Source organism: Bacillus sp. FSL W8-1141 (genome assembly GCF_038593205.1).
Taxonomy (GTDB): domain Bacteria; phylum Bacillota; class Bacilli; order Bacillales; family Bacillaceae; genus Bacillus; species Bacillus altitudinis.
In genome coordinates this window covers 379204-404015 of sequence record NZ_CP151973.1, presented here as the reverse complement: position 1 = coordinate 404015, position 24812 = coordinate 379204, and the positions used below count along the sequence as shown (strand labels likewise).

Annotated in this window: 5 protein-coding genes and 1 riboswitch; all 5 genes read right to left on the bottom strand. The window is 45.1% G+C overall.

Going from position 1 to position 24812, the window contains the following annotated elements:
• Positions 1-16: 16 nt before the first annotated feature.
• Positions 17-10711, bottom strand: a complete 10695-nt coding sequence (locus tag NSQ52_RS02030; RefSeq protein ID WP_342473865.1) for an amino acid adenylation domain-containing protein — start codon at positions 10709-10711, stop codon at positions 17-19.
• A 19-nt stretch (positions 10712-10730) separates the two neighbouring features.
• A complete protein-coding gene (locus tag NSQ52_RS02025) occupies positions 10731-21446 on the bottom strand; it encodes an amino acid adenylation domain-containing protein (protein ID WP_342473864.1) in 10716 nt (3571 codons plus the stop codon).
• Between the two features lie 147 nt (positions 21447-21593).
• Positions 21594-21687: riboswitch (cyclic di-GMP riboswitch) on the bottom strand.
• Positions 21688-22055: 368 nt separating this feature from the next.
• Positions 22056-22859, bottom strand: coding sequence for an ABC transporter permease (locus NSQ52_RS02020; protein ID WP_008347828.1), 804 nt, complete (start codon positions 22857-22859; stop codon positions 22056-22058).
• Complete coding sequence (locus tag NSQ52_RS02015) at positions 22852-23721, bottom strand: ABC transporter permease (protein WP_008347830.1); 870 nt, start codon at positions 23719-23721, stop codon at positions 22852-22854. Before NSQ52_RS02015 ends, NSQ52_RS02020 begins: the two co-directional genes overlap by 8 nt.
• On the bottom strand, positions 23721-24812 hold the full coding sequence (locus tag NSQ52_RS02010) for an ABC transporter ATP-binding protein (RefSeq protein WP_144668201.1): 1092 nt from the start codon (positions 24810-24812) through the stop codon (positions 23721-23723). The genes NSQ52_RS02015 and NSQ52_RS02010 overlap by 1 nt, the downstream gene beginning before the upstream one ends.

The following is a 24812-nucleotide window of genomic DNA, read 5'->3' as shown; positions in this document are numbered from 1 at the left end:
GACTGATCTAGTGGTGTTACGTCAATTTCTCCTCGAGCATGTCAAAGATATCGTCCATTTCATCCATTTCAAGGTCTGCAGCTGAGAAGTCACTTGGCGTAAATTCTCGCTCTTGATGCGCTAAGCAATGAGTGATGATGGATCTGATTTTCTCCTTCAACAATGCGATGAACTGCTGTATCGTTTGTTCTTCATATTCACTTGCACAATATGAGCACGACAGAATGAATTGATTGTGCTGAACAAGACCGCTGAGGTTCAGCTTATAAACAGCTTCTGATTCAGAGCTTGCTTGACGGCCCATATCATAGGTTGAGGGCCCAAAGAGTTCTGTCGTCACTTCCTGATCAATCTGCCCGAGATAGTTCAAGCTGATTTCAGGCTGCACGTGTTTGACTGACGGTTCGGATGGTGTCATGTATCTTAAAATACCGTAACCAATCCCTTTATTCGGTACACGCCGCAGCATCTCTTTCGTTCCTTTGATAGCGTCTGCAATGGTCTGATTCGGTTTCGCTTCAAGAACGACTGGATACATGCTCGTAAACCAGCCAACTGTGCGGGATATATCTAATCCTGATAAAATATCCTCTCTTCCATGACCTTCAAGCTGTACATGTACATGAGATTGTCCTGTCCATTCCTGAACGGCCAGCCCGAGCGCACATAGAAGAATATCATTCATTTCTGTTGTGTACGGAAGATGGATATTCGTTAACAGATGCTCGGTTTCTGCTTCTGTCAGCTGCATTTTGACCGCTTTCGTATCCGCGACTTTTCTTTCTTTTACTTCATGGTCAACAGGTAAAGTCGTAAACGGTCTATTTTCAATCTCCGCCCAATACTCCTTCTGGTTTTTTAGCAGCTGCGACTGCGCGTATCGTTCAACCGCTTCTGCCCATTCTTTGAAAGAGTGCGTTTTTGGCGGCAGAACCATCGTTTCTCCTTTTTCTGCCTGATGATAAAGAGACATAAAGTCTTCTAGTAAAATCCGGCAAGAAACGCCGTCAATCACAAGATGATGGGTGATGATGAGTAAGTGATCACCGTTTTCTGTATGGAAACAAATCACTTTCATCAATGGACCTTTTTCAAGATTCAGTTGACGCTGATACTCATTGGCGTATGTGGAAATCGCCTGTTTCACATCTTGCGCTTTTGAAACATCACAAGAAATAATTGAAAATGGTTCTGTCAGCTCCCGCTGATTGTATTGCAGAATGTCATCATGCTCCTGTCTGAACACCATGCGCAGTGCATCATGATGTGAGAGCAGTCTTTGCAGAACTTGTTCTGTGACAGCCAAGTCAAACCCTTTTGGCGCATGAAGCATCATTGAGAGATTCCAGTGGTGCTGGTGATCAAAGTTACGTTCAAAGAACCAGCGCTGAATCGGTGTTAAAATGACCTCTCCTTCGACAGCTGACTGATCGGCTGTGAGAAGATCCGCTTCTTCGATATATGGGCGAAGCTCCGCAATCGTTGGATATTGGAAAAGCAGTTTCATATCGAGCTTCCAGCCTTCTTGCGTGAGTCTGCTTGCCATTTGGATGCCTTTAATCGAATCTCCGCCAAGGAAGAAGAAATGGTCGTGAATACCAACTTGGCTGACGCCAAGCACATCTTCCCAAATGCCGCAAAGCAGTGCTTCCACCTCATCTCTTGGGGCTTCGTATGCTATTTGATTCGCTTCCACATCAGGTGCTGGCAGTGCTTTGAGATCCACTTTGCCATTTGCCGTCATCGGCAGTTGGTCTAGCTTGATGATCCATGATGGCACCATATATTCAGGCAAGGTGCGCTTTAAGCTTTCTTTCAAAGTGGCCGCTTCTTCATCTGTGATGACGTAAGCGACAAGAGCGTCTTGATCACTTGCGTCTTTGACCGTTGTCACGACGGCTTCTTTCACTTCATTTAGCGCAAGGAGCTGTGCTTCAATTTCTGATAGCTCAATCCGGAATCCGCGGATGTTCACTTGATGGTCTTTTCTACCGAGGTAGATCAGCTCGCCATCCTCTGTCCATTTCACCAAGTCGCCTGTACGGTACATGCGCTCTCCAGGATAAAACGGATCTGGGACAAATCGTTTGTCCGTTTCCTCTGGGAGATTCCAGTAGCCTCTTGCCAGTCCTTTCCCCGCAATTACGAGCTCACCCGGTACGCCTTGCGGCGAGAGGTCATATAACGAACCCATAATGTAAAAACGAGTATTGGCAATCGCTGTTCCGATAGGAAGCGTGCCTTGATCTGGATCAATGATCCCGCTTGTCGCCACGACCGTATTTTCTGTTGGGCCGTAGTTATTGACGAGTTTGTATGGAACAGGCTTCACCTGTTTTAGCTTGTCCCCGCCTGTCAGTAAGTAACGGAGAGAATGATTGTCCATCGACATAAACTGCTCACATAGCTGTGTTGGCAGGAACGCAATGGTGATGCCTTCGTCATTGAAATACGTATTGAGCTTGATCATATCGAGGCGAATCGCTTCGTCGATGATATGGAGCTCTGCGCCCGCCATCCACGTCGGGAACATCTCCCAAATGGAGGCATCAAAGCCAAAGCCGGCATATTTGGCGGTTCGGTCTTGTTTCGTCACCTGGAAAGCATCATTGTGCCAAAAAGCAAGATTGACAAGAGACTGATGCTCGACCATGACACCCTTCGGCTGTCCAGTCGTTCCAGATGTGTAAATCATATAAGCGAGATCCATTGGTTTGATAGGAACATGAATCTCGTGTGCTTCTCCTTCTACTGCCTCTTCTATGAAGAGGGTATGACCTGTGAATAAAGGTGGTGCAGTGAGCCCATTCTGAATCAGAAGGACCTCTGCCCCGCAATCTTCCAGCATATAAGCAATGCGCTGCGCTGGATAATCGGCATCAATCGGCACAAATGCCGCACCTGCCTTGAGAACTCCGAGAACAGCGGCTGTCATCTCAAGCGATGGACGTGTGAGAATGCCGATGCGGTCTCCCGGTTTTGTGCCGCTGGAAATGAGTCTTGCGGCGACTGTATTCGCCCGGTTGTTCAGTTCTTCATACGTCCAGCTTGTGCCGCAGAAGGCGGCGGCTTTTTGATCAGGTACTTCCTGTGACTTCGCCTCAATCAATGCATGAACCGTTTGATCTGTCGGGACATTTAGGACAGGTCCTGACCAATCATCAAGCAGATGTCGCTCTTCTTCTTTTGTTAAGATGGAGATGGTCGAGATCGACTGATTCAATTTCGCAAGCATTTCGTCTATGATTCGCTCAAAATATTGACTCCATCGCTGAATGGTACTCTTTTTAAATAATGCCGCTGCATATTCAAAGCGCAAGCCCACTTGATCTTGTTCCTCAAAGACACCGAGCGTTAAATCAAATTTTGCCTGAACGGCTTCTTGCTGTTTGTGCGAAAGCGTAAGTCCATTCAATTCCGGTAACGTCAGATCACGCTCATCCGTTGTCATCATGACACTAAACAACGGGTTGCGGCTCGTGTCTTTCGGAAGGTCTAACTGCGCGACCAAATCCTCAAATGGGAATCCTTGATGTTCATAAGCTGATAGATTGTGATCTCTTATTTTTTCTAGCAGATGCTCTGCAGTTTCTTCTAACTGAACGTCATGTCGAAGGGCCAGTGTATTCACAAACATGCCCGGAATCCGTTCGATTGACGCATGTGTACGTCCAGCCGTTACAGCCCCTATGACGATGTCATGCTGTCCAGTCAATTTATGAAGGAGAATGGCAAAGGCCGTTTGCATCACCATGTTCAAACTCACATTTTTTTCAGCCATGAGCGCTTTGATATGCTGCGTCTTTTCAGCAGACAGCCATCTATCAACCCGGTCTCCTGCAAATGACTGCACGCTAGGCCGCGGGAAATCAAGCGGAAGTGCTAAGTCTTCTGGCGGCTGTGCATATTGCTCCAGCCAATACTGCCGCTGTTTTTCAAGTGCTGCTTGCTGCTCTTCCTCTTGCTGCCATACCGCATAATCCTTGTAGTGCAACTGAACTGGCGGTAACGTCTTATGCTCATACAACTCGCCTAATTCTTGAATAAGCAGACTGCGTGTCACTCCGTCTGCGATGATATGGTGCATATCCATCATGAACACATATTTGTCATCAGACAGCTTTGCCACTTTAGCTCTCATTAGAGGTGCTTGATGTAATGAGAATGGTGTCATGAAGTTGTCTACGACGGATTGTACCTGATCGCTTTCTACTTCAACCATCTGTAACGTAAACGGCACACGGCGATAGATTTTTTGGACGGGACTGCCATCAATTTCAACAAAGGCTGTCCGCAATGACTCATGTCTATCAATTAAAGCTTGAATCGCTCCTTCTAGCTGCTTCAGATCAAGGTTTCCTTCCATCATGAAAACGGCTGGCATATGGTAGGTGACGGATTCTGGATGCAGCTGCTGTAATACGTACATTCGCTTTTGTGCGGAAGAGACTGGATAGAAATCTTGCTTTTCCGCTGGCTGAATGGATGTGACGAGCGAAGCATCAGCTTCTTCCAAATAGGCAGCTATCGCCCGTATCGTTGGCTTTTCAAAAAGAACCTTGAGTGGAACATGCTGATTCAGTTTGGCTTGCATTTTCGAAATGAGCACCATGCCTTTCAAAGAATGCCCGCCTAATTCAAAGAAATGGTCATCAATGCCGACTTTTTCAATCTCAAGAACATCTGACCAAATATCACAAAGCGTCTGCTCAAGCGCCGTTTCTGGTGCTGCATGTGCTGTGCGGTTCATATGTGCCTCATGAGGAAGCGGCAGAGATTTTGCATCTACTTTTCCGTTTTGTGTCAGCGGCATATGATCCACTTTGACAAAATAAGTAGGAATCATGTAATCCGGTAGTGTCTCTGAAAGCTTTTCTCTAAATGTCAGCGTTCCAATGTGATCAGGTGCTGTATAATATAACGCCAGCTCCGGTAAACGAGACGTGTTGATCACCTTGACATACACTTTTTGAATGGTTGGAAGGGCACGTGCGGCATGCTCAATTTCTTGTTTCTCAATTCGATAACCGCGAATTTTCACTTGATCGTCTACTCTTCCAAGGAATTCAATCTCCCCATTAGCATGCTGTCTAACCAAATCTCCCGTTCGATACATCCGTTCTTGAGGGAAATAAGGATTTTCAAGAAAACGCTCCGCTGTTAATTCAGGCTGATTCAAATAACCTTTTGAAACACCATCACCTGAAATGTAGAGCTCACCCGGTGCGCCATAAGGAACAAGACGCTGCTCGCGATTGCATACGAGCGCTCTTGTATGAGCAATAGGCTTTCCGATGATAGAACGCTCCTTTAAAGCGTCCAGCTCATGCGGTGTCATTAGCTTGCTCACTGTACCAATCGTTGTTTCTGTCGGACCGTAATGGTTCATCACTGCCACGCATGGATGCTGCTTCATAAATGTCTCAACATCTTCAGAGACAATCGGTTCTCCTCCTAATACCACAAGCCGTAAAGCGTCAAATGTATGACCCTTCGAATCTGCCATCATATGAAATAAGGATGGTGTCATTTTGATATAAGTCAGCTCTTGTTCATCAATAAAACGCATGAGACGTACAGGGTCTGTATACACGTCTTCACGAGGAATATAGAGTGTCCCGCCTGCTTTTAGAACCGGGAAAATGCTTGTGTAACCAAGGTCGTATGCATAAGAAGACAGGAGTGCCGTTCGATCGCATTCTTGTAAAGTCACTTCATGTGTCAACCAATTGACGTAGTGTGATAGATTACGATGCGTGAGCTGTACACCCTTAGGCTTCCCTGTTGTTCCAGATGTGTAAATCACATAAGCCAGTTGATCAACCGATACGTCTGGCAGGTCTAGAGAATCGTTTCGTTGGACGGCTTTCTCCACATGTACGACCTGAATCGACTTGAGATGCTGATACGAATCGCCAAGAGACTCATTTGCCACGATGACTTTTGCCCCTGAATCTTTTAATGTGTAACGAATACGTTCCGCAGGAAAAGCTGGATCAATTGGTACAAATGCACCGCCTGCTTTCATTACACCTAGCATGGAGACAATGACATAGACAGAGCGATCAAGAATAAGTGCGACTGTGCTTTCTTTCTCTACGCCTTGCATCTTCAGCTCACTGCAAAGAGCATTGGACATGTGATCTAGTTCACGGTAGGTCAGCTTCCTTTCACCATCCATCACCGCAATGGCATCAGGCGTTTCCATGGCTTGACGTGAAAATTGCACATGGTACGGCTCATGTTGACCTGTTTGTTCTCCATCCCTTTTCTCCAGCCGCTCCATTTGCTCATGCTGATCCAAGAGGTTGAACAAGCCAATTTGTTCATTCGGATGCTGGACCGCCTCACGAATAATCGCAAGAAGATGTGTTCCGAACCGGCGGATGGTTTCCTCTTTAAATAATGCCGTTGCATAGTCTAGGCTTAGTTTTATTTCTCCCTCACGTTCAAATGCTTCTAGAGACAGATCAAATTTGACGGATCGGTGCTGCATCGCATAAGGCGAAATGTTCAGATCGCCGAGCTTTAGTGCAGGAACATCCATGTTCTGCATATTAAACGAAACACTAAAGAGCGGGCTTCGGGTTGTATCACGATCAAGCGGTAGACGCGCGATTAACTCTTCGAGCGGATAGCTTTGATGTGCAAAAGCATCTACACTCGTTTCTTTTATTTCTTCAAGCAGCTGTAAAAATGACTTTGTTTGTTCCGGTTTTCCGCGCATCGCAATGGTATTGATGAACATCCCTGGCATGTCCTGAATATCTGGATGTGTTCGCCCCGCAACAGGAGATCCGACAATGATATCTTCCTGTCCGCTGTAGGATGCGAGCAGCACTTGAAATGCAGATAACAAGAACATGTACAGTGTCGTATCTGTTTTCTTGAGCAGCTCATGAATACGCTGAGTTGTCGCTTGATCACAGCCAAACATCACTCGTTCTCCAGAAAAATCACGTTCCACTGGACGCGGGTAGTCTGTCGGCAAATCTAAAACCGGTACATCTCCTTCGAATTGCTTCAGCCAATACGCTTCATGCACACGCTGTTTCTCTGATTCTTCTTCACTTAACTGCCAGACAGCGTAATCTTTATAATGAATGGCTCTTTCTGCAAGTACCTCTCCATCATAGGCTTTCGCCAAATCCTGAATGAACGTCTTCATGGAGCTGCCATCGGTAATCAGGTGATGTGCTTCCAGAACTAAAAGATGACGGTCGTCACTCACTTTGAGCAGCTGTGCCCGCAGGAGGGGAGCGGATGTCAAATCAAACGGCGCCTGACGTTCAGCAAGAAATGCCTCGGCCTCTTCTTCCTTTACATCATGGATGGGGAGGTCAAATGCCGCTCGTTCATGTACCCTTTGGACGATGTTCTCGCCTTTCATATGAAAACTCGTTCTTAAGATTTCATGCGTTTGAATCAATTCATCAAATGCTGAGGTGAGCCTCTGATGATCGAGCGTACCTTCAAGCGTTAAGACGATCGGAATATGATAGTTCGTACTCTTAGGTTCAAGTGTTTGTAAAATGTATAAGCGCCGCTGAGCTGGTGACACTGGGTAGTCTTCCGCCTTCACTGCGGGTAAGATCGGATGTCCTTGTTCTTCTTGACCGTCCTGGTCAATGTATGACGCAAGTGATCGAACCGTTGGCTTTTCGAATATCACTTGAATCGGAACTTCCTTTTGGAACACTTCTTGGATTTTGGCTGACATCATCATTGCTTTGAGTGAATGTCCGCCAGTCATGAAGAAATGCTCATCTATTCCCACCGCTTTCCCAAGCAGTTCCTCCCAAATTTGAGCAAGCGCCTTTTCCGTCTCGGTTTCAGGTGGAATGATCCTGATTTTTTCACGATCAGCTTCGTCAGGTGTTGGTAAAGCTTTTCGATCGACCTTTCCGTTTGCGGTAAGCGGAAAAGCATCTAGCTTCATGACGTGATGAGGTACCATATATGCTGGCAGTGCTTGATTAAATAGAGCCCGCACTTCTTCTTCCGTGATCGTTCCCGTATAGTAAGCAGTCATTTCTTTTTCATCTGAAGGAGACTCATGGATGAGCACAACCGCATCATCGATCCCCGTCTCTTGTTGAAGAATCGTTTCAATTTCACCGAGCTCAATACGGAAACCACGAATTTTCACTTGATCATCTGTCCGTCCGAGGAATTCGATTTGACCATTTGAACCGTACCTAGCCAAATCTCCTGTTCGATACAAACGCCCTTCTGCCTTGAAAGGATCAGCGATAAATGCTTGCTTTGTTAATTCTGGACGATGGAGATATCCTCTTGAGACACCGTCTCCGCCAACATACAGCTCTCCTGGCGCGCCAATTGGCTGAAGTCTTTGATTGTCATCTAAAATGTAAGCGGACGAATGATTGATCGGCTGACCAATTGGAATCGTGCCCGTTTCATCCCCTCTCACCTCATAAATGGTCGAGATGGTGGTGTTTTCTGTGGGACCATACGCATTCAGTAAAACAAGTGATGGATGTTTTTTCTTCACAAGCTCTGCACTTTTCACATTGATCACATCACCGCCTGTGATCAATTTGGACAGTCCTTTAAATATATGCGGCCGCTGCTGAGCGAGTTGATTAAACAAACCAGTTGTTAAAAAGAGCGCCGAGATTTGATTCGTTTGGATAAAGCGTTCAAACCGGTTGATGTCCAATAACGTGTCACGGTCAACAGGATAAAGCGTTGCACCGTTCAGCAGTGTGGTGAAAATTTCAAAAGTAATGGCATCAAAGCTGACTGCTCCTGTATGTGCCATACAATCCGACTTGTTCAAGCCCAGTGTCTCCTGAGAACATGCCAATCTGACAATATGCTGATGCTCAATTTGAACACCTTTTGGCTGGCCGGTTGACCCCGACGTGTACATGATATACGCCAATTGCGAAGGAGAGGTCTCGACTTCGAATGGTCCGTTGGAATGATTCGATATGTCCGACACACGAACGGCTTGGATACTTTCATGAACTGGCGGCTGGCTGTCCGCATAGAGCAAAACGGATGCGCCGCTGTCTTCAAGCATAAAGCGGATTCTCTCCTCTGGCTGGGCTGGATCAATTGGTACATAAGCAGCCCCTGCTTGAAGAATCGCTAAAATGGCGATCACCGCTTCAGCAGATCGATTCATATACACTGCGACGGCATCTTCTTGTTTCACTCCGCTATCAATCAAATATCCCGCAACACGATGGATTTCTTGGCCGAGTTCTTCATAGGTGAATGCCCGCTCTCCTTCGACTAACGCTAGATGGTCTGGCTGCGTTTGAATGCGTTCTTTAAGAAGCTCAGGAATAGATAGATGCTTTGGATAATCTCGTTCTGTCTTGTTCCATGCTTCAATCTGCTGTTTTTCTTCTTCGGTGATACACGTCACGTCATGAAGGCGAACTTCCGGATTCTCGATGATCTGCTTCATGAGGTTGGTCAGGTGTTTCGATATTTTTTCAATGACCTCTTCTTCAAAAGCCACCGCATTGTATTTGATTTTCAATGTCCATGTTTCACCTGGATATACGAGGACATTTAGATCGAAATTCGTTTGTTCAAATCCGTCTTTTACATCAATGGAAAACCCTAGACGTTCCGACATGGTGTCACCAGATAGCTCTTGATCTAAAGGATAGTTCTCAAACCCGACCAAGTGATCGAAGAGTTGTCCTCCTGCAGCTGTCTGTTGCTGAATATCATAAAGCGGCATAAAATCATAGTTTTCCGCTTCCAGCGCATGCTGCTGAACTCTTTGAAACAGCTGTTTGAAGGTGTCTTCCTGATCCATTTCTACCCTGACCGGTATTGTATTGATAAAAAGTCCTGCCATCTGTTCTATACCAGCCACACTTGGCGGCCTGCCAGATACGACTGTTCCGAAAGTGACATCATGTGCCGCATGGTAAGTGCCTAAAAGAACCGACCAAACAGCCTGGAATAGATTTGGTGCTGTCACTTGGCAATTCCTTGCGATCTCTTGAATGGTGCTGACCATTTCAGCATCCCATGTGAACGTCCATTCCTGATGGTCATATTGTCCGTTCGCTTCTTTTTGCTGCAAAAGCCCTTGATGCTGAACCGCACCGTCTAAGCGATCCTTCCAATAGCCTTCCGCTGCTTGTTGATTTTGCTTGCCAAGCCACTGAATATAATCTGCATAAGGTTTTCCTTGTGAGCGATCCGGCGTTTTGCCGTTCCGATAAGATTCGTAGTAATGAAACAATTTTTTCATCAAAACTCCCATGGACCAACCATCCATGATGATGTGATGGTTGCTCCAAATGAGATGCCAGTTTGTTTCATTCAGTTGAAAAACAGCGACCTTCAATAACAAATCATTCGTTAAATGGAAGCCTTGCTTTCTCACTTGCTTTTTATATTGATCTAGTACCTTTTGCTGTTCCTGATGGTTCAGGTGAGATAGATTCTCTCTATACACATCTAGATTGCGCTCTGCCAGTACAACCTGTCGCGGCTTCTGTAATTGCTGATAGACAAAGGCTGTACGGAGAATGTCATATGTGCCGATGAGCTCATTGAGACTTTTTTCAAAAAGATCGAGATCAAACTCCCCTCTTATTCCAAGCTCCAGCTGTGTGAAATAAGAGGAAGAATTAGGGTCTAGCATGGCATGATATAACATGCCTTCTTGCATTGGTGTTAAAGGATATACCTTTTGAATCTTCTGTTTGCTCATAGTCCACCTCTTCGTTTGCTTAAAATATATCCATTAGCTTTTCAAGTTCATCCATGGTCAGGTCATCGTCTCCTACATCACTAGGCGTAATTTGCGCTTCATCTTGTGATACACAATGTGAGATGAGTGCCTTCACGTTCTTTTCTAAAAGGTCCTTGAACTGTTCCATCGTTTGCTCTTCAAATTCAAGCTGGTGATAGGATATCGTCATATGGAACATGCCCTGTTCTACGAAACCAACAATATCTAATGCATGAGGTTTCTCTGATTCTGGACTTAATGATTGACCTGCCTGCCATCTGGATCGACTTAGTTCACCCCCGCCAATCTGTTCATCAAACTGACCAAGATAGTTAAAGCTGATATCTGGCGTGACATCAAATGCGAGACCGTCCTTCATTTTGTCAGGCGTTAAGTATTTTAAAACGCCATAGCCGATTCCCTTGTTCGGAATGTGTCTGAGCTCTTCTTTCAAAAGCTTGATTTGATACGAAAGATCCTCCGCATGCGACAAATCAAGCAGCACAGGATACATGCTCGTAAACCAGCCGATGGTCCGCGACACATTGACCGCCGGAAGGATGTCTTCCCTTCCATGTCCTTCAAGGTGAATAAAGTGTCTGTCTTCTTCTGTCCACTCTTTCAGGGTCAATCCTAAAGCGGTTAGCAAAATGTCGTTGATTTCCGTGTGGTACGCCTCATGTACTTCTGTCAGTAGGCTGCGTGTTTCTTCCTCAGACAGCGTAAAGCGAATGGTTTTTGTATGCAGCATTCTTTGATCCTCTGTGACATGATCCTTTTGCAGAGGTGCAGTTAAATGCCCAAGTACCTTTTTCCAATAGTCCCTTTCTGCCAGCAGCTCATCTGACACTGCGTATTCCGTCAACTTCTGGGCATATGCTTGGAATGAATGTGTTTTTTCAGGAAGTGTCAGCTCCTCCCCGCGCTTCGCCTGCTCATAAAGAGCCATGAAGTCTTCAAGGAAAATACGCCATGACACACCATCAATGATAAGGTGATGTACAACGAGCAATAAGTGATCTCCATGATCCGTACGGAAAATCGCAGGTTTGACTAATGGTCCCTCTGTTAAAGAAATACTCGCCTGCACTTCATTTGCTAGCTTTTCTACCTGCTGGATTTGCTGTGATCGTTCTCCTTGTACTTCTATCACGTTCACCGCTACATCATTTTCATCTACTCCACGATGACGCTGGATGATGCGTCCTTCTTCTATCGGATAAACCAATCGCAAAGCATCATGATGGGTCATCATCTGCTCGAGCACTTGTTTGACAAGCACTTCATCCAAACCATTTGCCGCATGGAGCATAACGGACTGATTCCAATGATGTTGGCTGCTGAAGTTCCGTTCAAAGAACCAGCGCTGAATTGGTGTTAAAATGACTTCCCCTTCGACAGGTGATTGATCGGCTGTGAGAAGGTCCGCTTCTTCGATATATGGGCGGAGCTCCGCAATCGTTGGATATTGGAAAAGCAGTTTCATATCGAGCTTCCAGCCTTCTTGTGTGAGCCTGCTTGCCATTTGGATGCCTTTAATCGAATCTCCGCCAAGGAAGAAGAAGTGGTCGTGAATACCAACTTGGCTGACGCCAAGCACATCTTCCCAAATGCCGCAAAGCAGTGCTTCCACCTCATCTCTTGGGGCTTCGTATGCTGTTTGATTCGCTTCCATATCAGGTGCTGGCAGTGCTTTGAGATCCACTTTGCCATTTGCCGTCATCGGCAGTTGGTCTAGCTTGATGATCCATGATGGCACCATATATTCAGGCAAGGTGCGCTTTAAGCTATCTTTCAACGTATCCGTTTCTTTATCTGTGATGGCGTAAGCGACAAGAGCGTCTTGATCACTTGCGTCTTTGACCGTTGTCACGACGGCTTCTTGGACTGAATCCAGCGCAAGGAGCTGCGCTTCAATTTCTGATAGCTCAATCCGGAATCCGCGGATGTTCACTTGATGGTCTTTTCTACCGAGATAGATCAGTTCGCCATCCTCTGTCCACTTCACCAAATCACCTGTACGGTACATACGCTCTCCTGGATAAAACGGATCTGGGACAAACCGTTTGTTCGTTCCCTCTGGTAGATTCCAGTAGCCTCTTGCCAGTCCTTTCCCCGCAATCACGAGCTCACCCGGTACGCCTTGCGGCGAGAGGTCATATAACGAACCCATAATGTAAAAACGAGTATTGGCAATCGCTGTTCCGATAGGAAGCGTGCCTTGATCTGGATCAATGATCCCGCTTGTCGCCACAACCGTATTTTCTGTTGGGCCGTAGTTATTGACGAGTTTGTATGGAACGGGCTTCACCTGTTTTAGCTTGTCCCCGCCTGTCAGTAAGTAACGGAGAGAATGATTGTCCATCGACATAAACTGCTCACATAGCTGTGTTGGCAGGAACGCAATGGTGATGCCTTCGTGATTAAAATACGAATTGAGCTTGATCATATCGAGGCGAATCGCTTCGTCGATGATATGGAGCTCTGCGCCGGCGATCCATGTCGGGAACATCTCCCAAATGGAGGCATCAAAGCCAAAGCCTGCATATTTGGCGGTTCGGTCTTGTTTCGTCACCTGGAAAGCATCATTGTGCCAAAAAGCAAGATTGACAAGGGACTGGTGCTCGACCATGACACCCTTCGGCTGTCCAGTCGTTCCAGATGTGTAAATCATATAGGCGAGATCCGTTGGTTTGACAGGAACATGAATCTCGTGTGCTTCTCCTTCTACTGCCTCTTCTATGAAGAGGGTATGACCTGTGAAAGAAGGTGGTGCAGTGAGCCCTTTCTGAATCAGAAGGACCTCTGCCCCGCAATCTTCCAGCATGTAGGCAATGCGCTGCGCTGGATAATCGGCATCAATCGGCACAAATGCCGCACCTGCCTTGAGAACTCCGAGAACAGCGGCTGTCATCTCGAGCGATGGACGTGTGAGAATGCCGATGCGGTCTCCCAGTTTTGTGCCGCTGGAAATGAGTCTTGCGGCGACTGTATTCGCCCGGTTGTTCAGTTCTTCATACGTCCAGCTTGTGCCGCAGAAGGATGCGGCTTTTTGATCAGGTACTTCCTGTGACTTCGCCTCAATCAATGCATGAACCGTTTGATCTGTCGGGACATCTAGGATAGGTCCGGACCATTCATCAAGCAGTTTTTGCTGTTGCGCTGGTGATAATAATTGCATCTGATCTAATAATTGATCTGGTGCTGACACCATTTGTTCGATCAAGTAAAGGAAATACTCCTTCCACTTCTCAATCGACGACCGTTCAAAGATAGAAGAATTAAAATCAAACACAAGCTCGATTTGCTCGTCAGTTTCGTTTCCAGTTAAGGTTAAGTCAAATTTTGCTATGTTCTCATTGAACGGCTGGGGAATGATATCAAGTCCATCCATCGACAGGTCAAGAATATCTGCATTTTCCATCGAGAACACCACATCAAAGATTGGATGGCGGCTTGTGTCACGAACCGTTTGCACTTGGTCCACCAATTCTTCAAATGGGTAAAGTTGATGTTCATTTGCCGCTAACACAAGCTCATGAACTGTTGACGCAAATTGAGAAAATGTCTGATGTCCTACTGGTTTTGTTCTGAGTGCCAGCGTATTCACAAACATGCCGATGACTGATTGAATATCAGGATGGGTTCTGCCCACCACTGGAGAACCGATCATGATGTCTTCTTGTCTCGAAAGCTTGCTTAAAAGCGTACTGTAGCAAGCAAGCAGCACTGTATACGTTGTACTGTTGAGTGATCTAACCAACTCATCCAATTGCGCTTTAAGCGCACCGTCTATAGAGAATTCGACGCGGTCCCCTTCAAACGTCTGAACCTTTGGTCTCGGAAGATCCTCAGGCAGCGCCAAAACAGGCAGTTCTCCTTGTAATTGTGCCAACCAAAACGCCGCTTCTTCCGCTTTTTTCACAAGAGATTCTTCACTGTTTGACCAAACCGCATAGTCCTTATATTGAATAGGCAATTCATCAAGTTCGTCTCCTCGATACAAGATCGATAGCTCATCAATTAAAATACCGACAGACGCACCATCTGAAATGATGTGGTGCATATCAATCAACAAATAATGAACACTCTCCGATTCAGACACAAGCCCCACTCTAAGCAGCGGCGCTTTTTCTATATCAAATGGACGGATAAAATCATTCATTAATTGCTGAATGTCTCGGCCTTCCCCTTCGATGTTTTCAATGTTCACAGAAACATTCGTTTCAATTCGCTGAACAGGTTCACCCTGAACGAAGTCAAAGCTCGTACGGAATGCTTCATGACGATGAACAAGCTGGTCAATGGCTTTTTTAAATCGTTTTTCATCAAATACACCTTCAAGCTTTAAAGCAGCTGGCATATGATAGCTCTGCTCGGCATCTGTCATTTTTTGCAGAACAAACAATCTTTTCTGAGCAGATGTCACAGGATAAAAAGCCGCTTCTTCCGCTTTTTCCACTCGCCTGATTTCAGTTCGATCTGTTTGATCCACCGCAAGGGCAAACGCCTCTAAAGTGGGTGATTCAAATAATGTTTTCAAAGTACATTCCACATGCATCTCTTCATAGAGCCTGTTCAGCATTTTCATACCGCGCAGTGAATGACCACCGCATTCAAAGAAATGATCATGTCTGCCGATTTTCGGCACCTCAAGAACTTCCTCCCAAATGTGTGCCAATATACGCTCTGTATCTGATTGAGGAGGGACGTATTCATTTGCCGCCTGCTCACTTACATCAGGTACCGGTAATGCCCGTCTGTCTACCTTGCCATTCCCCGTTAGTGGCAGCTCGTCTAATTGCATGAAGAAAGCTGGCATCATATAAACAGGGAGTTCTCGTCCTGCTTGCTCACGTAAATCCGACAGCGGAACAGCACCTTCTGCTGTGAAATATGCACACAATGTATCATTTGATATCGCAATGACAACGGCTTCCTTCACTTGCGGATGCTGCAATAGCTGGTGTTCAATTTCGCCAAGCTCGATACGCTGACCTCGAATCTTGACTTGGTGATCTATTCGCCCAATGAATTCAATATCTCCATTTGACAGCCATCGTGCGAGATCGCCCGTTTTGTACATGACTTCACCAGATCGGAAAGGATTTTCAACAAACTTTTCGCTCGTTAGTTCTGGCTGGTGATAATACCCCTTGACCAGTCCGTCACCTGCGACACAAAGCTCTCCAGCTACTCCCGGCGGCTGCACATGTCCAAACTCATCGACAATATAAACAGCCGTTTGACTCACCGGCTTTCCGATCGGAATCGACAGTGCTTGTTCTTCAATGTGATTCACCGGATAATACGTTGTGAAAATCGTGCTTTCAGAAGGTCCATACATATGAATGAGTTTGTCTTCTCCAACCGTTTCAAGCGCTGCCACAACATGCGGCACAGAAGCACGTTCCCCGCCAAACAGCACTTTTCTGACGTTTTTCAGGCTGCCTTTTTTCATATCAATCAGTAAGTGAAATAGAGCGGTCGTGATCATTAAAATACTGACTTTTTCCTTCTCAATCGCGCCAGAAAGCTCATTCATATTTAAAATGTGATCCTTTGGCAAAACAATGAGTTTCGCTCCGTTCAATAAAGCACCAAACACATCAAACATAAATGCATCAAATACATAGTTTGAAAGGCTCATCACCGTGTCTTCATGATGAATGGTGAGATAATTCGACTGCTTCACTGTTCTCAAAATGTTCCGGTGCGTCACCATGTTCCCTTTAGGTTTGCCTGTCGTACCAGATGTGTAGGTCAAATTCGCCAAGTCCAAAGGCGAAACACATACAACTGGATTGCTCTCTGACTGCTGATCAACGGCTTGATCTTCTGTTTCTATGATTTTCCCTTCAAATGCAGTAAGCACAGAACGATGACGCAGCACCTGATGGGTCAGGACAAACTGTGCACCACTATCTGTCAAAAAGTGCTTGATACGTTCATCAGGGAAGTCAGGATCAATTGGCACATAGACACCGCCAGCCTTTAGCACAGCTAAAACCGACAGCACCATCTCATTGGAACGTTCAAAGAATAAAGCCGCTTTCATCCCTTTTTCAAAACCATGTTCGTGTAAATAATGAGCCAGCTGGTTCACTCTGCGATTCAGCTCTTGATAAGAAAGAACCACATCTTTACATTGCAAAGCAGGCTGATGACCATGCTGCTGTACTTGTGATTCAAATTGCGTCACAATGGTTTCTTCCGCAGGATAAGGCGTAGGTAACGGGTTCCACATCTTCAATTGAGCCGCTGCCTCTTGTTCAGACAGTAAGCGGTATGATTGAATCGCTTGCTCCGGCACTTCAACCATCTGCTCCAGAAGATAAACATAATGCTTGAGCATCTGCTCGGCAGTACTTCGTTTAAATAACGCCGTACTGTAATCGAGAACAAAGGAAAGACCATGATTTGACTCCGTCGCTTGAAGTGTGAGATCAAACTTCGCAATATGGAAATTGGTTTCCTCGACTTCGACTTTCATCTCTCCAATATGCTGGGCTGTTGAATGATCTGGCGTTAGAGTAAAGACCGTATCAAATAATGGATGGCGGCTAAAATCTCTTTGCACATTTAGCTTTTCAAGCAACCGCTCGAATGGATATTGCTGATGCTCAAACGCCCTCATCGTCTTTTCCTTTACTTGCTCAATCAACTGTGTCATTGAACCGTTAGGATCTACCTCTGAACGTAAAGCAAGTGTTTGGACAAACATGCCGATCATGTCATTCAAATCTGCATGCACCCTGCCTGCTGTTGGCGTCCCCACCACAAACTCCTTTTGACCTGTGTATTTCGCAAGCAATGTATAGTAAGCAGAAAGCAACACGGTATACAGCGTCGTATGATGATTCGCTGCAAGCTCCTGCAAACGGCCTGTTAACGTCTCATCGATGTTTCTGAGAACGCGGTCTCCAGCGAAAGACTGGACAGCGGGACGCTGATAATCCGTTAGCAGCTGCAAAGCAGGTATATCTCCTGAAAATTCTTTCAGCCAGAATGCTTCATCTATTTGACCGCCTTGCTCTGCCTGTTGTTCTTGCCAAACAGCATAATCATGATATTGAAGCTTCAATGGCGCTTTCACTAATCCCTCATATGCGTCAGACAACTCACGCAGCATCAAATCAATTGAAAGACCATCTGAAATCAGATGATGCATATCGAAATAGAGAAGATGCTCCTGATCATGTAAAGACTGTAGCCCAACACGCAAAAGCGGAGCCTGCTCAAGATAAAAAGGTCGGACAAATTGACGCATGTTCTCTTCCATCGTGCTGCCTGTCACCTGTTCTATTTGAAATGGAACGGATGAAGCTACCCGCTGACGAGGGACTCCTTTGACTGTATGAAAAGAAGTGCGCAGCATATCATGACGTGCGATCAGTTTTTCAAAAGCTCCCTCCAACTTCTCTCGTTGCAGCGTTCCTCTTAATTTCACAACGGCAGGCATATGATAGGCGATGCTCTGCTCCAACTGAGTCACCATATAAACACGCTGCTGCGCTGGTGACAATGGATAATCGGCGGCAGTCGGTGCTTTCGGTATGACCACTTGTGAAGACTTTTCCGCTTGTTCAATATAAACAGCAAGTGCTGCAATTGTTTGCTGTTCAAATAAAACCGATAAAGGGACCTCCACTTGAAAAGCCCGCTGAACGAGTGTAAGAACTTTCATCGCTTTGAGTGAATGTCCGCCTATGTCAAAGAATGAGTCGTACACACCTATGTTCTCTTGATGAAGGACGTCTTCCCACAAACGAACAAGCTTCGTTTCTACATCGTTTCTAGGCGCTACATAAACAGCACTGACAGCCTTGTCTCCTTTTAATGCAGCAAGCGCACGCCGGTCGACTTTCCCGCTAACTGTCAGTGGAAATGCCTCAAGCTGCTTGAAATAAAGCGGCATCATATAAGCTGGCAGCTGATGTTTGATAGCGGCTTGCAGGGTGTCCACGGAAAGAAATTCTTGTCGTGCTTGATAGTAAGCACTTAAAGCCTTTCCACCGTCCGGTTCATCCACGACAAGCACGACAGCCCGATCGACTCCGTCTACCTGCTCCATGACTGCCTCAATTTCACCTGTTTCGATGCGGTAACCTCTTATTTTTACTTGGTCATCTATTCTTCCAAGGTAATCAATTGTGCCGTCTGGAAGCCATCTCACTACATCACCTGTGCGATACATCCGGTCTTCAGAGAAAAATGGATCTGGTCTGAATGCCTTCTCCGTTAATTCAGGCTGATTCACATAGCCCCGTCCCACTCCTATTCCCGCAATGCATAGTTCTCCCACAGCTCCCTGCACCTGTAGTTGTTCATGTTCATTTAAAATATAAATCCGATGATGACCCAGTGGCTTTCCAATTGACACATAGCGCTGTTCTGGTGACTTCTGCAGCTCACTGAGATCTAGACGGTGAACCGCCGCATCCACACACGTTTCTGTCGGACCATACACATTCCACAAGGCAAAATCGGGCTGGCTGACACGCACAGCTTCAATCAGCGCCTGCGCTGCTTTCGCAGGGAGTGCTTCTCCCCCAATCAGCATGTGAGTCAGTGCAAGCCCATCCAAATCCGCTGCAAGTAAAAGCTGCACATGTGCTGGCGTTCCATCTGTTGCTTCAATTTGTTGTTCTTTGTAATAAGCCGCTAGCTGTACACCGTTTCGTGTCATTTCTCTTGGCACAATATGAAGCGTATGTCCAAATAAAAGAGCAGCAAAGATTTGTTTAACAGATGCATCGAAATGGAATGGTGCAAGAAGCGCCACTTGAAGCTGATTTGCCCCCTCATACACTTCGTGATGCAGGGCATGAACCAAATGATGCAGCTGAAGATGCTCGATCATCACTCCCTTCGGCTTTCCAGTCGTACCCGATGTATAAATGAGATAAGCCAAATCCTGTGATGTCGTCTGATCGATCAGCTCAGGCAGCGGACGATCTTCTAATTCCATATGCTGCTGGACAACCATTTTTTCGGCAATGGATGAATATTGCTGAACAAACGATTCTTCTGTTAAAACGATAGAAGCACCAGAATCTTCTACAATAAATTGAATGCGTTCCTCAGGTAATGCCGGATCGATCGGTACATATGCACCGCCAGCTTTTAATATCCCAAAAATGGCAACCATCGCATCTGCCGTCCGTTCCATTAAAACGGCAACTGGTACATCACGCGAGACACCTTTCATCTGTAAAAATCGTGCCAGTTTGTCCGCTTTTTGATACAGCTCTCCATAAGTGAACGTTCCATTTTCCGCTACCACAGCTGCTCGTTCTGAATACTTTTTAGCTACCTCATCAAAGAAGTGGTGAACTGGTTTCGCTCCTGGTAAATCAAATGCTTCTCCCTTAGATAATTGAAGCAGCTGCTTTTGTTCATCTGCTGGCAGTAAAGAGAGAGCCCCAATCAGCTGATCTGGCTGAGAGACTGCCGCCTCCAGCAAAATCATCAATCGATCAAACAGCTTACTCATATCGTCTTCACTAAATAGATCTGTACGGTAATCCAAATCAATGGTCAATGTATCTGTATCCCAGCGGTCTTTCACATGAATCGATATATCATTCATTCCGCTTCCACTAAAAATCGGCTCCGTAATGAACGAAAGATTCTCTTTTTTCTGCCACTGCATGACCTGATACTCTAAAGAAATATCAAACAGGCGTCCTGTAAATCCATCTCTTTCCCTTAAATCATTCATGAGCACATTGTAAGGATATTTTTGATGACGCAAGATCTTCATCTGATCCGCCATGACCTTCTTCACGAAATCAAGAAACGTGAGGGATCCTTGCACAGATGCGCGCATCGGAATGGTCGACACAAACATCCCAATCATCTTTTTTTCCTTTGCATTTGTCCGATTGCCCATAAAGGTTCCAAGGACCACATCCTCCATGCCGCTAAATCGGTGCAAGTAAATATAGACAGCGGACATAAACATAGAAAGCATACTGACTTTCTCTTCTTCACAAAAAACTCGAAGCTTCTCCTTTAAAGCATCTGGAATATCCCCTGAAAATCTCTCCGCATGTAAACTCATCTCGTAACCTTTATGCGGTGTTAAAGAAGCGAAATCTGGAATATTGGCAAATTGCTCGTTCCAAAAAGCTTGGTCTTTCTGAAAACGTTTAGAAGATTCATACGTTTGCTCACTCATGATGTGATCAACGAAGGAAATGTCTTCAATTGGGGAGATGTCTGTCCCCTCAAGCATGTCATGGTATAGATCAATGATTCGGTTTCCCATCAAGATAATTGAAATACCATCAGCCACAATATGATGCGCTTTACAGAACAGCCAGCACTCTTGATCACTGATTTGAAAGACCGTAAATTCGATTAAGGAACGGTCAATCAGTTCCATCGGCTCACGAATCTCCTCGTTCGCCCACGCCCTGACTTCCTTTTCACTCCATCCTTTCACCAAACGAATCGGCTGTTTTTCATATGGCTTGATATATTGAACGGGCTCCTCCTGCTCATGTTGATACACCAGCCTTAAACGAAGAGAATCAGTTTCACGAATGTACGCTTGAAGCACATCAACGATCAAAGAAGGATTTAGACCTGATACCGATCTTAACTTGGCAAACCCACCCAAATTAGAAATACTTGTGCCTGGATAAAATCTTTCCGTGTAGAATACTCGCTTTTGCGCATGTGTTAAGGGGTAATAAACTGTACTCATTCTTATCCTCCGCTCTTCTATGTTTTCTCCACCAAATGTGATACCCTGCACCCTCTATATCAAAAGAACCAAGTCTATTTCATTAAAATAGACGGAATAACAGAAAAGGAGCCCACCCCGAATAAAACGGAGGGACTCCCATTTTGATTCGGTAACCTGCCGACCATAGTAAAAAAAGAAACTTTTACCTTAGGACATGGCTTTGCGTCTCTATGTTTCCATAGATTTGCCTTTTTCTTCTTTTCTTTTAGATATTTTCTATTTACGTCCACTTTATATGAAATTATTGTTTTTTTCACCGAAAAATGGGTGTAAAGATTCATGCGTTATGCCGAAGGGATCACATCATAATTTACGATATTTACCGAAAATAACTAATAATAGTTGCGTTTCACCGAAAATAAATGACCAATTACCGCAAAAATTTCATGTTTTTCCTTAAATTTTGCAAATATGACCGAAAATGTAGGAGAGAGGTCTCCTATCACGCCTCGCATTTTCTTAAATCTTAAGAACTATATTCCCTAAAACTTTGAATATTTTTACCATAAAAAACAATACAAAAAGAGCTGTCATTTCAAATGACAGCTCCTTGTTTCTTCATTATATTTACATCACCTTAGACAGACCAATCGTTTTCTCAATAATGAGCAACGCAATGATAGAAATGATAATAAATATGACAGATATCGCATTGACACTCGGATCAAAAGTTTGCTCAATGTAATTAAACGTCCTCACGGGAATCGTAATGGTTTGAGGTGAAGAAACGAACAAACTAATCGAGATTTCACCAAATGATGTCACAGCAGAAAACACGCCACCTGCGATAATGCCCGGCTTGATCAATGGCAGTGTCACACGAAAGAAAGTACGTATGGGCCCTGCACCAAGATTCATGGAAGCTAGCTCAAGACGTGGATCAAGATTTGAAACACTGACACCCACGGTTCGTACCACATAAGGAAAACCAATGATGACATGCCCAATGACTAATGCCCACAAAGACCCTGTAAAACCCATAGCCGTAAACAAATACAGCATCGCAATCCCTAATACCACCTGAGGAATCATAAGAGGTGACAAAATAAAGGCTTGAACAGCTTCCTTTCCCTTAAAGGAAAGCCTTGCTAAAGCATAAGAAGCCATCGTTCCTAAAAGAACAGTAAGCGGCGTCACAATCAATAACAGAATCACGCTGATACGCAAAGATTCCATCCATTCTGGATTCGACACGACCTCATGAAACCAACGAACGGAAAATGAAGTCGGCGGGAATTCAGGAAAGGCATTCGGACTAAAAGCAGAAAGAACAATGACAAGAACAGGTACGGTTAAAAAGAGATAAACGAGTGAACCTGCGGTCCATATCAGAACCGAAAGCAAACGGTCACTTATTGATTTTTTACGCATGCATCCTCGCCTCCCATCGCTTCAATAGATAGCTTAATAGACTGACGACCGCTAGCACACAAATCAATAAAGTAAAGGACATCGCAGCGGCAAGAGGCAAATTATACACCTGCATGACCTGCTGATAAATGGACAGTGGCAAGAGCGGCTGCATCCGTCCGCCGACTAGCAGAGGAGTAATATAACTTCCTGCTGCAAGTGAGAAGACAATAATTGCTCCGGTGATCATGCCTGGAATCGTAAGCGGCAAGGTCACATGAAAAAATGTCCGTATACGCCCAGCACCAAGACTCATAGAAGCCGGTCTTAAGTGACGGTCCATATCAGTTAAGCTCGTTGCAATAGGCAGCACTGCAAAAGGCAGCATCACTTGAACATAAGCAATAATGACCGCATTCATATTCCACAGCATCGATAGCGGTTTCTCAATCAGATGTAAATCGATCAGCATGCCATTGATCAAGCCATTTTGCGAAAGAAGAACGATCCATGCAAATGTCCGAATGACGACACTCGTCAAAAGCGGCGATACAAGTAAGATATAGAAAAAAGCCCGCAATCTTGGATGAGGTGCTTTCACTAGCACATAAGCTGCAGGATATGCCATCAATAAACAAATGACCGTTGTCTGTAAGGCCACCCACACAGTACTTCCAATTGCTTTCACATATGCATCTGTCGTAAATACATGTAAATATTGAGACAAACTATAGGATTGTAACGTATTCATCATCGAATCCACATCACGAAAACTGAGGACAAACATCATCACAAGCGGAGCAAGAAGGAATACAACTAGAAACAAACAAGCTGGCAGCAGCATAAACCAATGAAAGCGCTGATTCTTTTTTTTGATTCGCATCACGCATGCACCTTCGAATCTAAGAAAACAATATCTTCAGGCTGCCAATGAATATGCACAGTTTCTCCAACTCGAGGCAGCTCGGGAAATGCTGCGTCTGATGCATGGACAATGATTTCACCTTGATCAAGCCCAACGACCAAACGTAAAGAGTGCCCAATATAACTGACATCTGCCAACATTCCTGTGACATGATTTGGCTGAACTTCCTCCCCGCCAGAAGATAACTTGATTCTCTCAGGACGCAGCATGAGTAAATGCTTCTCGCTCTTCTCTTTAAATGCGGCAGCTTTTAGCTGAACTTGCTTCCCATTTGATTGAGTGAAATGTGGAACAGTGTATGTGGAAGTAACTTCATCATACTCCACTTCAAATAGATTGACCTGTCCGATAAATTCAGCAACAAAACGATTATTTGGCTGACGATATACTTCTAAAGGTGTCCCAATCTGCTGAATTTTCCCCTCACCTAATATCCCAATTCGGTCGGAAAGGCTTAAGGCTTCCTCCTGATCATGCGTCACAAGAATAGTCGTAATTCCGACATTCCGTTGAATATTTCGCAGCTCCGTCTGCATATTTTTTCTTAGCTTTGCATCTAGGTTACTGAGTGGTTCATCCAGAAGGAGAACAGCGGGCTGGATAGCAAGTGCCCTTGCAATTGCGACCCGTTGCTGCTGACCACCACTTAATTGGTGCGGCATACGTTTGGCAAATGACTCTAATTGAACAAGAGACAAGCTCTCCATCACCTTTTGCTTGATTTCCGCCTTCTTTTTCTTTTGAACCTTCAACCCATATGCAACATTATCAAATACGGTGAGATGTGGGAAAAGTGCATAGCTTTGAAAGACCATCCCCGTTTTTCTTTGATAAGGAGGTAAAGTCGTCACATCCTGATCACCAATATAGACGACTCCTTTTGTTGGTTCTAAAAAACCACCAATGATATTGAGTAAAGTTGATTTTCCGCAGCCACTAGGGCCAAGAAGGGAGAAAAACTCTCCCTCTTTTACCGTAAGACTGACATCATCAAGAGCAATTTGTTCGCCGAAATGCTGGCTGATATGTTCTAAATTGATTCCACTCAT